Annotated in this window: 8 protein-coding genes; 1 reads left to right on the forward strand and 7 read right to left on the reverse strand. The window is 53.7% G+C overall.

Translation table 11 applies throughout. The annotated features are described in order from the left end of the window. Positions 1–147: 147 nt before the first annotated feature. Genes RJ38_RS14000 through RJ38_RS14020 form a run of 4 tightly spaced genes read right to left on the reverse strand, consistent with a single transcriptional unit; the run spans position 148 to position 9233 of the window. Complete coding sequence (locus RJ38_RS14000) at positions 148–2568, reverse strand: FAD-dependent oxidoreductase (protein ID WP_039019511.1); 2421 nt, start codon at positions 2566–2568, stop codon at positions 148–150. After that, on the reverse strand, positions 2561–4975 hold the full coding sequence (locus tag RJ38_RS14005; RefSeq protein WP_039019512.1) for a GcvT family protein: 2415 nt from the start codon (positions 4973–4975) through the stop codon (positions 2561–2563). Before RJ38_RS14005 ends, RJ38_RS14000 begins: the two co-directional genes overlap by 8 nt. Then, a complete protein-coding gene (locus tag RJ38_RS18585) occupies positions 4972–7701 on the reverse strand; it encodes an aldehyde dehydrogenase family protein (protein ID WP_082005758.1) in 2730 nt (909 codons plus the stop codon). The genes RJ38_RS14005 and RJ38_RS18585 overlap by 4 nt, the downstream gene beginning before the upstream one ends. Next, positions 7698–9233, reverse strand: coding sequence for a trimethylamine methyltransferase family protein (locus tag RJ38_RS14020; protein ID WP_039019513.1), 1536 nt, complete (start codon positions 9231–9233; stop codon positions 7698–7700). The genes RJ38_RS18585 and RJ38_RS14020 overlap by 4 nt, the downstream gene beginning before the upstream one ends. 110 nt (positions 9234–9343) lie before the next feature. Here RJ38_RS14020 and RJ38_RS14025 point away from each other — a divergent pair, with 110 nt between their 5' ends. Next, on the forward strand, positions 9344–10246 hold the full coding sequence (locus RJ38_RS14025; protein ID WP_052245407.1) for a LysR substrate-binding domain-containing protein: 903 nt from the start codon (positions 9344–9346) through the stop codon (positions 10244–10246). A 367-nt stretch (positions 10247–10613) separates the two neighbouring features. Here the strand turns inward: RJ38_RS14025 and cobS are convergent, their stop codons facing one another. The 3 genes from cobS to cobU are packed head-to-tail and all read right to left on the reverse strand — an operon-like array spanning position 10614 to position 12922. Continuing rightward, entirely contained in the window at positions 10614–11393 is a 780-nt protein-coding gene (gene cobS / locus RJ38_RS14030; protein ID WP_052245408.1) for an adenosylcobinamide-GDP ribazoletransferase, read from the reverse strand. Further along, positions 11390–12415, reverse strand: a complete 1026-nt coding sequence (gene cobT, locus RJ38_RS14035; RefSeq protein ID WP_039019514.1) for a nicotinate-nucleotide--dimethylbenzimidazole phosphoribosyltransferase — start codon at positions 12413–12415, stop codon at positions 11390–11392. The genes cobS and cobT overlap by 4 nt, the downstream gene beginning before the upstream one ends. Further along, positions 12416–12922 (reverse strand): bifunctional adenosylcobinamide kinase/adenosylcobinamide-phosphate guanylyltransferase, encoded by a 507-nt coding sequence (gene cobU / locus RJ38_RS14040; RefSeq protein WP_039019515.1) that lies wholly within the window; start codon positions 12920–12922, stop codon positions 12416–12418. Positions 12923–12939 lie beyond the last annotated feature (17 nt).

Here is a 12939-nt window from a genome sequence, read left to right on the forward strand (position 1 = left end):
TGAGGTTACAAGAGTAAGGCGTTTGCGTGGCCGATAGATCAGCGCACCCTGGTTTTCGCCGAGAAATGATTTGCAAACATAGTGTTGCGGAGTTTTTTCCACACAAGAACGCAAAGTTACTACGGTTTTTTGTTTGGCAGGCATCGTTCATACATCCTGCCTCGGGCGCAGGTTCTCTGCGTCAAAAACAGCGTCCTCATGCACGGTGATAGGGTATTCATTATTCAGCAAATGCACCGATAAACCATCCGTCGGCGTGCCCGCGTGAACATAGAAAAACGCAAGGCTTTTGCCCGTCGTGTACCCATACCCACCTGACGTCGTCAGTCCAACAATCTTGCCGTCACGCACAACAGGTTCCCCACCATGAACATCGAATGTGTCACTGTCAATTTCGCCATATAACAGCGTCCAATCCGCACCCTTACCATAGGCGGATTGCACAGCATCACGCCCGATGAAATTACGGTCCTCAGGGCGGAAAAAGCGATCTAAACCAGCCTCGGCCATGCCCACATCTGTGGTCAATTCACCTGATGCGCGATACGCTTTTTCCATCCGCATCCCATTGAACGCATAACTGCCCAGATCGACCAAACCATGATCGTCCCCCGCCGCAAACAGATTGTCATATAGCTCCGCCATGCGATCCATTGGGGCGTGCAATTCCCAGCCAAGCTCACCTGTAAATGACACGCGCAACGCATAACAGGGGATGCCAAAGACCTCAATTTCTTGACCCGACAACCAACGAAACGCCTTGTTTGACAGATCCGCGTCCGTGCCCGCCGCCATGATCGCACGAGATTTCGGACCAGACAGGGCCAGCATCCCCCAGTCGCGCGTCAAGTTGACCATCTGCACGTCTTCGCCGGGCAATATATGGCTTTGGATCCAAGCAAAATCTGGGGTGTTTCGTGCAATGGCAGATCCTGTGAAATAGCGATCTTCAGCCATGCGCCAGACCGTAATTTCACTTTCAAACTTTCCCTTTTCGGTCATCAAATGACACAGGGCAATGCCGCCATCTTTTGCCGGCAGTTTATTCGCTGAAATTCGATCCAACAGTTTGAAAGCATCCTTGCCTGTGATCTCAAATTGCGCGAATGCACACAGGTCAATCACACCCGCATTTTCGCGGGTTGCTTGGGCCTCGTTCATGGCGTTTACGTGCCAGTTTTGATGCCCCCAGCCGACGTGTTCAACTTCGCCTACCTTTCCGAAATAGCGCGGCCGTTCCAGCCCTGCAATTTCACCAAAGACCGCCCCTTTTGCAGCCAACCGATCATAAAGCGGATGACGCACGACAGGGCGCAAGCTTTCAAATTGTTTGCCCGGTACAGGCGTGTCATGGCGGCGCATGAATTCATCTTTTGTGCGTTCAACGATGTAATTACCCGTGGCAAAATCACCGTAGCGACGTGGATCCATGGATCGCGTGTTGATCGGTGTTTCCCCATGCACCATCCAATCCGCAAGCACCTTACCAGCACCACCGCCCCAGGCCAAACCAATGGATGACCCACAAGACAGCCAAACATTTGGCGCACCAGATGGCCCAACCAACATGCCACCATCCGGCGTATGTGTGATCGCGCCGCGCACAACACGTTTGATGCCAAGTTCCGCCAAAATCGGCATTTTATCCAGCGCGACCATTAAGAAATCACCGATGCTGTCGTAATCCGCTTCAAACAATTCGTTCTCCGCCGCCCAAGGCGCACCTTGCGGCATCTCCCAAACCGTTGGGCACACATGCCCTTCGTAAATGCCGATCAGGCCGGATTTCTGTTCCTGACGAATATAGCCACCGAAAGAGTTATCCCGCATCACTGGCAGTTCAGGTCGCCCCTCAAATTCAGGCACGGTATCGGTCACAAGGTAATGGTGCAGACAAGAAACAGACGGGATTTTTAGACCAAACCATTCGCCGACTTGGTTCGCATAGGACCCCGCTGCAATAATGATATGTTCGGCCAGAACTTCGCCTTTTTCCGTTTGTAACAACCACATATCCCCTTTGCGAGATGCCCCCGTCACCTGGTTGTGCCGTTCAATTTTAGCCCCGCGCGCACGCGTCGCCGCAGCCAAGGCCATGGTCACGGAACTGGGGTCAATATGGCCATCTTCAAAGGTTTGGATAGCGGCTTTGACATCATCAACCTTATAGAATGGATTGCCCTTGGCGACCTCATCCGGGCCAACAAGATCCATGGGCAGATCAAGCAAACGCCCAACCCCCATGATGGATTTCATCCAATCCACCTCATCATCAGTGGTCGCAATCCGAAAGCCGCCAACCTCATGCCAGCCAATGCTTTGACCCGTTTCTTTTTCAACCCGTTTATAGATCTCAAGCGAGGTTTTGTTGATCCAACCCGCAACGCGCGACCCGACCGCATGGGCAATTTGCCCGGCGGCGTGCCAGGTCGAACCGGATGTCAATTCAGCCTTTTCAAACAAAATGGTATCGGTCCAACCGTTCTCAGCCAGTTGAAATTGGGCCGCAACGCCCATGATGCCGCCGCCAATAATAGCGACCTGAGTTGTGCGAATTGTATCAGACATCAAATGCGTCCTTTGCAGATTTAAGAGAGGCCCGCGCCGTGAAACGTTCGCAAGCAATTTCAACTTCAAAATCACCAACGATACCGCCATTTTCCAGGTCATCCAGCGGGGCGTCGATCATCGCAAGTGCAACAGAACGATTGAACTTATAGCTCCAAGCGGCTGACGTAATCTGGCCAACAACTGCACCCTTACGCCAGATGGGTTCATCATGAATTGGGATGGCATTTACGTCATCAAACAGCATTGAAACGATACGGCGTTTGGGGGTTTCATCGTGGATAGCGGCCAACGCGTCTTTGCCAACCAAGTCACTGTCCCAGCCAATAAAGGCATCAGTCCCAGCTTCAAAAGGCGTGATGCCCGGCGACATTTCATGGCCCCAAGCGCGGAATCCACTTTCGATGCGCAAGCTGCCGCTGGCGGTCAAACCGGCGTGTGTCGCGCCCGCCTCCACTAGGGCTTCGTGCGCCGCCATGGCCATGTCAGCGGGCACGTAGATCTCAAAGCCCTCTTCGCCGGTGAAGGACAATCTGCCCGCCCAACATTTCGCCAATCCCACTTCAATATCAGCAAACCGAAAGCGTTTCAGATCAGGGATTTTGTCAGAAGATGCCTTTTGCAACACCGCTTTCGCCTGCGCACCCGCCAGGCCAATAATCGCGTAACCGCTTGTCACATCGGTGAATTCTACACGAAAATTATGTCTGGTTTCCGTCATGCGTTTCAGATCGCGCACGACTTCACCAGCGCCGACAATCATCAAATATCGATCATCTGCATGCCGTTGCACCGTGATGTCAGATTCAATCCCGCCGCGCGCATTCAAGATCGGAGTATACACAATCCGCCCCAAATCCACATCCATTTCATTGGCGCAAAGACGGTTCATAAACCCCATGGCATCCGGCCCTTGAACCCAGATCTTTCCAAAGGCAGATTGGTCCAAAATCGCGGCGCCATTACGGCAAGCATCGACTTCGGACGCAACCTGATCACGCCACGCAGGCACACCAAAGGTCAGCGGGCCATCGACAGCATCCGTGTTGAAATATTCGGGCCGCTCCCACCCATTGCGTGCCAGATATTTCGCGCCAGCATCACGGGTGCCACAATGGATCGGGCTGCGACGTTGACCGCGTGCACTGTCCATACTGCGACCCGGATAAGCAATGTCATAGTGACGGCCAAGGACCTCAGGGATACGAGCTTCTAGTGCGCTAACAATGTTCATTTCCGGGCCAAAACGACGAATATCGGCCTCGTTTAGATCCATTGTCGGTTCGCCCTGAATGATCCATTCAGACATGGCTTTGCCCGCCCCGCCGGCCAGCGCAATACCCGTTGAATTCATCCCACCCATCAGGAATAATCCCGGCACTTCGGGGCTTTCACCCATCATAAATTGGCTGTCCAGCGTGAAACTTTCCGGCCCATTCAAAAGCATCCGAACTTCGGCGGTCTCAAGCGCAGGAATACGAGACAAGGCGTTTTCCATCATTGGCATAAAGTGATCCCAATCTTCCGCCAGCAAATCAAAGCTGAAATCTGCGGGCAGATTTTCCATTGGTAGACCCTTTGCGTGGGGCTCGAATGAGCCAACCAACAGACCTTCCACATCATCGCGGGCATATAAAAACGAATCCTGATCGTTCAAAGTCGGCAAATGCACACCTTTGCCAAGTGCCTGAATCTCGGGCAGGGGTTTGGTCAGCATGTAGAAATGTTCACAGGCATAAAGCGGCATATGCGCCCCCGCCATTTCCGCAACTTCACGCGACCAGAGGCCACAGGCAATGACAACTTCATCCGCCTCAATCACATGTTCGCCGATCTCAACACCGCTGATACGACCGTCCTTTTTCTGCAAACCCGTGACACGGGTATCTTCGAAGAATTGCACCCCACGCGCTTTCGCCCCTTTGGACAAAGCAAGCGCCACATCAGAGGGGTTCACGCGCCCATCCACCGGGGAATAGACCGCGCCGATCACATCGTCGGTGCGCAAAAGTGGCCAGAGTTCTTCGACCTTTTTGCGATCCACAACTTCTGCCTCAAGCCCAAAGGAACGGCCAAGGGACACCTGACGTTTCAGTGTGGTCAAACGGTCTTCATTCGTGGCAATAGACAGTGATCCGGTCTGGAACCAACCGGTTTCCTGGCCCGTCTCAGTTTCCAGTTCTTTATATAGATCAATCGAATAATTGATCAATTTGGTCAGCGTCGCAGACGGACGCAAACGCCGCACCAAACCAGCAGCATGCCAGGTCGTGCCAGAGGTCAATTTGGAACGTTCAATCACCACAATATCTTTGCGGCCTTCGCGCGCCAGATGGTAGGCGATGGAACAGCCAATAACGCCGCCACCGATGATAACTGTACGGGCATGTTTAGGCAGATTGGTCATGCGGATAGCACTCCGGTTTGGATCAGATCCGTGATGGTTTCATCAAATTTATCAAGTGCTTCGGTGATTATGTCAGGCGTGTGCATCGAAGAGGTCACACAAGACGTGAACGACATGAAATCAACGCCACGCTGTAGCAAACCTTCGCGCAGACCATTGACCAGTGCCGGATCAACCGTGCGAATTTCAGCGGCACTTAGCCCGGCAATAGACAGGCCACCAAAGTACAAATGACAGGTTGAGCTGTCCCCATAAGCCAGAGCCGACACCCCATGTCTGGTGAAGCAGTCATTGAAACCTTCGCGCAAAACCTGTGCCATTGCATCGGCATGGGCTTGTTCCTTGCCGGATGACAAAAGCTCCATTGCGGCAATCGCACCCGCCGCCACAATGGGGGCCGCGTTAAACGTGCCTTTATGGCTGACGGGCGGGGCATATCCGCCTTTTGGCTTGCCAGGGTCAAGCAGTTCCATGATCTCACGACGCCCGCAAATCGCACCACCTGGCAGGCCGCCAGTGACGACTTTTGCAAGCGTGGTCAAATCGGGCATGACATCTTCAATCGCTTGCCGCCCACCAGGTGACCAACGGAAACCTGTGATCACCTCATCAAAAATCAAAACTTTATTCAACTTGGTCGCAAGCGCACGAATACCCTGCAAAAAACCATCGGGCAGTGGCACAGAACCGTAATTCGCGCCAGAGGCTTCCACAAAAATCGTACCTATTTCGCTGTCCTGAGACAGGAGGTTTTCGATGGCATCCAGCGCAGGGGGTGCAACCACAGTCAGATCAGTGATCGCTTTTGGAACCCCAAGGGAAGGCGGCAGGTCCGCACCAGGTTTTGAGCCTTTCAACAGCATGTCATGCCAGCCGTGGAAATGACCATCAATGCGCAACACTTTATCCTTGCCCGAATAGGCCCGGCCAAGACGCAGCGCCAACATCGTGCTTTCTGTGCCAGACCCAGTGAACCGCACAAGCTCCGCGCTTGGGATCAGCTTGCCAATCCATTCCGCCCATTCAATTTCCAATGCGTGGCAGTCGCCCGTGTAGGGCGTTTTTGTCAGTTGTCGCGCAACGGCTTCCATCACCTCTGGGCGGGAATTGCCCAGCAATTGACTGGCCGCACCAAGCTTGAAATCAATATATCGCTTGCCTTCCACATCCCATTTTTCCGCCCCCAAGGCGCGTTCAATATACACCGGATGACCGGGTCGATATCGCAACTCATGGCTGACGCCACCAGGCATAATGTGTTGGGCCCGCGTGTTAAGTGATTGGTTCGTCTGCATGGCCTGTCCTAATGATAAAATGATGGATTTCGTCGCGCAATAAGCGGCCAGCCCGGCCAGCCCTTTTTCGCGCCCGATGCCGCTTTCGCCCATGCCCCCAAAAGGCACGGTATCGCCCCCCTTTAGGAAACCGTTTACGAAAACCTGCCCCGCTTTCGCACGCCGCGCAAACCTCATGGCTTTGGTGGCGTCGCGCGTGTAAATCCCGGCTACCAAGCCGAAATCTGTGCCATTAGCCAGGCTCAACGCATGATCTGCATCGTCGCAAATTTGTGTACAAAGCACGGGACCGAAGACTTCGTTTTGCAGGATTTCAGCATCAGCAGGGACGTTGGTGAATATCGTGGGGGCATAGAAATATCCACCATCGGAACCTAACCGATATCCCCCCGTCACACATGTTAAGCCCGCAGATTTCGCCCGCGTCACAAACCCATCCACGCGGGAAAGTAGCGCCTCAGAAATCAAGGGGCCAAGATCGGGATCATCGAGCCCATGACCAGAAACCATGGCCTCGGCCTTCGCAATAATGCGCGCCACCAAATTATCGTGTATTGCCGTCTCACAAATCAACCGAGACCCCGCCGCACAAACTTGCCCAGCATTAAAGAATATTCCGCGAACAATGTCCTCTGTCGCCAGATCAATATCCGCATCACCCAACACCACAATCGGGGATTTTCCGCCCAATTCCAATGTCATACTGGCAATGGGCACAGAGGCCGCACGCATAATTTTTCGTCCCGTCGCGGTTGATCCGGTGAAGGTAATATGGTCGCCAACATCAGAACCACCACAAACCACGTTGAAGACACCCGCAGGAACGCCGGCTTGCGTCGCCAAATCCGCTGTGATCAAGGCGGACAATGGCGTGAGTTCGGACGGTTTCACCACCGCAACCGCCCCCACTGCAAGCGCTGGTGCAAGTCCACGCGCCAAGGTGGAAATCGGGTAATTCCACGGTAAGATATGCGCGGTCACCCCGATAGGTTCATGCAATGTCATCGCAGTTTGATCCCGCCCCAGCGGGATGGTTTCACCGTTCAACTTGTCACAACACCCCGCATAAAAACGGAAATACTCAGCTGCGCGCAAAACATCACGACGTGCCTGCGACAAAGGTTTGCCAACGTTCAGAGATTCAACTGCCGCCAATTGGTCAACCTGCGCCTCAATCAAAAGGGCCAGCTCTGTCAAAATCCGCGCACGTGCCCCGGGCATAACATCCGCCCAGCCCTGAAGCGAAGCCCTCGCAGTCGCCACAGCCTGATCAATCTGCCCCAAATCCGCGTCGCGTTTTTTTGTAAAAACTAACGCCGTAGCAGGATCAATCAATGATCGCACAGGCCCCGCACCAACCGCAGCTTTTCCATCCAGAAAAAGATCCGCAATAACAGCTAATCCAGCTGGATATTTTGGGTGAGAAATCATCCCGATCTCGAAATTTGATCGCGTGTCAGGTATATATTGAACTTCTCACGCAATTCGCGGTCTTTCTCATCAGAAATATGCGTTGGGAAATGGGTTGCCAGCAGTTCACGCGTCTTATCACGGGCGACATCGCCAATGGGTTTTGACCCGCCCGCTTCCCATTCGCGCGGCGTACGTCGATCGCCCAAATGTGGATAGAAGTAATCGGTTTTCATCCGGCTAAACGTATGGCGATGGCCCAGATAATGCCCCTCGCCTTTACACACCTCCGCGATGACTTCCGCCCCGATATTTTCTGCGTTCACCTCAATCCCGCGCACAGAACGCAAGATGTTTCCCAGCATGTCATTGTCCACCACATAGGCCGCATGCGACACACCCAAAAGGCTGGCTTGCATACCACAAGCTTGTGTTATCAAGTTGGATCCCGCATGCGCCGCCGATGATACAGCAAGGTTTTTCTCACTACCAAATTGTGCATCCAGCGCCTTAGAATCGGTAATCCCCGCAATTGAGGTCGTCGGTAAATCGTAAAACCGTCCCATCTGCGCAGCCCCTGCCATCAAGATCGCTTGCTCACCGCTGCCGGCACACATTGACCCCGTCCGCAGATCCGCAACAAGCGGTTTCGGCCCAAAAATGGCGGCAACATTTGGATCAACAAGTCGGGCAAAGACAAGCCCCGCCAAGGTTTCGGCCACGGCCTGCGTTAAGGACCCCGCAATCGTCGCAGGGCTGGTCGCACCCGCCTGACCCGCCGAAATCAATTGCACAGGAAATCCTGCCAAAACAGCGGCTTCCAATGTGTCCAAGGCTTCTTCAGCGAAACGCATCGGCGGCACCACATGGCAGACCATCACAGTCAAAAATGGCTTGGCGCGGAAGGTGTCTTCGCTGCCCGCAAGCGTGTAACATAGATCCGCCAATTGCGCCAAATTCTCGGGCTCTGACACAGACACCGACACATGTTTTGACGTGCCCATCAAGCAGGCATAGGCCGTGTTCAAATCCATGTCCGCCACGTTTTCAATGTCGCGTGCCACGATGGATCGGCTGAAATGATGGATGTTTTCCATCGCATCACAAATCCGCGCCGCGTCATACAGATCCTGCAATGTGCCATCGCGGTAATGACCGTCTTCAAGGTCAAAAACCCCAGGCGCGCCACCGCCGGAACTCATGTGAACACGCTTGCCCGAAATGTCGAGATTGTTCACTGGGTCCTGCCCATAAAGTACCAGATCTCGTCGCGCTTCGCGGATGGTTTTTTCGACCAAATCACGTGGAAACAGCAAGCGTTTTTCATCGGTATAAGCACCACCCGCAGCACAAACCATTTTAATCATCGACGGTGTTGCTTGCGATAGACCAAGCGTTTCCAGCAGCATCAAAACTGCCTCATTCACCTCAATTTCATCGCTGTCACTTAATGGACGAAACGCGCCCCCCTCGACGCCAGGCCAAACCGGTGGCGCAAGCACTTCGGCTTCAGCATCACCATTGCGGGACCGTCTACGGGATCGTTTCGCCATCTGAAGTATTCCGACATGATTTCTGTTCATCTTAGATTACGTGCGATTTTCCCTTATTTCAAAAATATGTTTCTCTTGTAAAAGATGAAAAATAATCATCTATGTAACACATGAAACCCTTACCCTCTCTACCATCACTAAAAGCTTTCGAAGCGGCTGCACGTCTTGGCAGCTTTCAAGCCGCCGCCGCGTCAATCAACGTTTCGCCGACAGCGATCAGCCACCACATCAGAGGATTGGAGGCCGCCTTAAACGTTAAATTATTCAGCCGTTCCGCCCGCCAAGTGCGCCTAACCGACGAAGGACAAACTTTGTCAGACGGCGTATCAAAAGCCTTTCGCATCCTGGAAACATCGGTGAATGCAGTGGCTGACAAAGGCGCGCAATCCAAAGTACGCATTGCCATGGGGCCCAGCATCGCATCCCGTTGGCTCATGCCTAGATTCGCGGCGTTTTGCGAAGCATTCCCTGAAACCGTGCTGGAACTTGTGCAAACCCCCTTGCTGGTTTCACCGCAAAATGTGGACGCCGATATTTTCATCACATGGGGCGATGGCAGCATTCCAGGTATGGTATCTGATCCATTGATCCGCGTGAAAGCCGCCCCGGTTGCCAGCCCTGATTTCCTGAAAAAGCACGGCCACCCCACCGCACCTCATGACCTGCAAGGTTATCCGTTGGTTCATCAGCGCGACACTCTAGGTTGGAATGCTTGGTTCCTACATCACGGCATTCACTTGGATACCCCTCTCACTGGTTCTGTGATTGAAGACACAAACGTTGTCTTACAGGCCGCATTGGCCGGGCAAGGTGTTGTTATGGGATGGCTTCCTCTTATAAATGAAGAATTGCGGGCGGGCCGTCTTGTGCAATTATATGCCGCCATCCCAAGCGAAAACCGCGCCTATTATTTGGTCCGTCGCAAATCCCCATCAAACGCCTCATTGACCCGTGAAATCTGCGATTGGCTTTTAGAACAAGCGCAGATTCTGGGGCGTAGCGCGGAACCTTAGGCCCTGTTGCGGCATCCCTTCGCATGCCACTCACAAACGATCCAAGCAACAACGTCGTTGTAATGCACGTTTTGTCGCTTTGAGAGATTACAGAACTATATATATCATCGCAAATTGGCAGCCTTTGGGATTAATCCAGTATTGTCCGATATTTGCATGAAGACCAAACCGGCCCGAACGTGTGATCTCGGCCAAAATAACAGGTTTTCCAACATCGTTATCTTTGGCAATGGAACGACGGGATTAGCTAGCGATGGACCGCGATTGGATGTTTGCATATTAAGTTTTTTGCCGAAAGAGGGATGTCAGAGCTTAGTAGAAACGCGAAATGCACGGCGGGCTCTGGACTTTGCGGTATCTCTATTCGCTAAATCAATACGACAACTAATGTCAGCCATCCCGTCATTTCAGCCAGTTGCTGGGTTGCGCCTAATACGTCGCCGGTTTGGCCTGAAATTTGTTTGATGACCACGCGTGACAGCAGGAAGGTTGAGATGCCCATTGTTACAGTGACTGTAAGTGCGGTTAGGATGTTTGTGGCGCAGGCAAATATGATGAAGGCAATCAAAAGGCAATAAATGGTTTGGCGTGCCGTGACTTCTGAAGCATGGGCACCTTGGCCGTTTGTGCGGGCCGGAGGCACGAGCCAGAGTACGGGAACCATGAAGCTGCGACTGGCGGCGGACAGGCCGATACAGGCCATGAGGGTGATCCAAGGATCGGCAAAAGCAGCCATCGCGCTGATGCGCAGCCCGATTGTCAGAATCATAGCGGCGGCACCGTAGCTGCCGAGGCGGCTGTCGCGCATGATCTCAAGTTTTTTCTCGACGCTGCTTCCGCCACCAAGCCCATCAGCAAGATCAGCAAGCCCATCTTCATGCATGGCCCCGGTCAACATAAGCGACACGGCAAGCGCTACGAAAGCGGACAGAATGGGGGGCAACCCAATGCAGGTGGCGACCAGATAGGTGCCGCCAGTCATCAACCCAATAAATGCACCAATGATTGGCCATGCCCAGGTGCTGGCAGGAAGTGTCGGAACCACCCCTGTGATGCTACGCATCGGCAGACGTGTCAGCAGCATAATACCAAGTTTGAATTGATCACGCCGGGTCTCGGCCCAAGTTGCCCAGGACGCCGATGTCATGCGTCCGACACGCCCGCTTCGCCAAAGGTTGCCATGCCATTGTGGCAGGCCAATGCGGATCGAATGATGCCAAGCGCCAAAGCGGCACCGGACCCTTCACCAAGCCGCATGTCAAATTCGAGAATTGGCGTCTTGCTGATCGCATCTAGCAGCAGCTTGTGTCCGGGTTCGGCGCTGGCATGGCCAACAAGGCAGTGATCAAGCAGTTTTGGATCAACGCCATATAAAACCGCTGCCGCAGCTGTGCAGATATAGCCGTCCAGAACGACGGGGATGTTATGGGCGCGGGCTGCAAGAATGGCACCACAAATCGCCGCCTGTTCACGTCCACCAAAAGCGCCAAGCTGGGCCATTGCATCGCCTTGCAGGTCTTTGTGGCGTGCCAAACCGTTCTCAATGACGGCGACCTTGCGGGCAATACCATCGGCGTCAGAACCGGTGCCGGGTCCGACCCAATCAGCGACGTTCCCCCCAAATATGGCGGTGGCCAAAGCGGCGGCAACGGTTGAATTTCCAATGCCCATTTCCCCCAACAGCAAGATGTCGGTGGAGGGTTGCACAGCGGCTGCCCCTTGGTTCAAGGCTGCCAGCAATTCATCGGGTGTCAGGGCGACACCGGTGGTGAAATCTTGGGTTGGCGTTTCAAGGTCAAGTGCGACAACGGATAGCTCTGCGCCATTGGCTTTGCACAATTGGTTGATCGCGGCACCGCCCGCTTGGAAGTTTCCGACCATTTGTGCGGTCACTTCTTGGGGGTAGGGATTTACGCCTTGCGCGCAGACGCCGTGATTTCCTGCGAACACAACGGCTTGCGCCTTGTGGATTTCAGGCATCGCTGTGCCATGCCAGCCCGCGATAAATTCGGCGATCTGTTCCAGTTTCCCCAAAGACCCTGGGGGTTTTGTTAAGGTGTTCTGCCGCGCGCGTGCCGCGTCTGCTGCTGTGACATTCAGCGCGGGCAAGGTTGAGGCCGCGGTTCTTACATCATCAAGGGAGTGGATTTTATACAGCGCGTCAGACATTTATTTCACTTTCATTTCGATGCCGGAAACGACAAGGGAAACCTCATCCGATCGGGCTGCAATTCGTTGGTTTAACAGCCCGGCGGCATCCCGGAACTGTCGCGCAAGTTTGTTGTCTGGCACAATGCCAAGACCGACCTCATTAGAGACGAAGACGACGGGTGACCTAAGCGTATCAAGTGTACGCAGCAAATGATCGGTCTCTGCGGCCCAATCCATTTCGCCTAGCATCACATTCGTCAACCAAAGGGTCAAACAATCTACCAAGCGTGGGGCATCGCCATCTGTTTTTGTCAAAGTGCCGGCAAGGTCTATTGGTTCAGATATGGTTGTCCATTCTGGGCCACGGCGTGCTTGATGCAATGCAACCCGGTCTGACATCTCATCATCGCGGACCTCAGCCGTGGCGATGTAAATCGCGTGGTCCGCCAAAGCGAGCGTTTTTTGCTCTGATATGGCGCTTTTGCCGGATCGTGCGCCGCCGGTGACGAATATAATCTTGCTCATGGGGCGCTTATAAAGCA

Source organism: Halocynthiibacter namhaensis (assembly GCF_000812685.1).
GTDB classification, from domain to species: Bacteria; Pseudomonadota; Alphaproteobacteria; order Rhodobacterales; family Rhodobacteraceae; genus Halocynthiibacter; species Halocynthiibacter namhaensis.

Excerpts from the sequence above, each read along its gene's own strand:
- RJ38_RS14000 (WP_039019511.1), bottom strand. The coding sequence starts at position 2,568 with ATGTCTGATACAATTCGCACAACTCAGGTCGCTATTATTGGCGGCGGC.
- RJ38_RS14005 (WP_039019512.1), bottom strand. The coding sequence starts at position 4,975 with ATGACCAATCTGCCTAAACATGCCCGTACAGTTATCATCGGTGGCGGC.
- RJ38_RS18585 (WP_082005758.1), bottom strand. The coding sequence starts at position 7,701 with ATGATTTCTCACCCAAAATATCCAGCTGGATTAGCTGTTATTGCGGAT.
- RJ38_RS14020 (WP_039019513.1), bottom strand. The coding sequence starts at position 9,233 with ATGGCGAAACGATCCCGTAGACGGTCCCGCAATGGTGATGCTGAAGCC.
- RJ38_RS14025 (WP_052245407.1), top strand. The coding sequence starts at position 9,344 with ATGAAACCCTTACCCTCTCTACCATCACTAAAAGCTTTCGAAGCGGCT.
- cobS (WP_052245408.1), bottom strand. The coding sequence starts at position 11,393 with ATGACATCGGCGTCCTGGGCAACTTGGGCCGAGACCCGGCGTGATCAA.
- cobT (WP_039019514.1), bottom strand. The coding sequence starts at position 12,415 with ATGTCTGACGCGCTGTATAAAATCCACTCCCTTGATGATGTAAGAACC.
- cobU (WP_039019515.1), bottom strand. The coding sequence starts at position 12,922 with ATGAGCAAGATTATATTCGTCACCGGCGGCGCACGATCCGGCAAAAGC.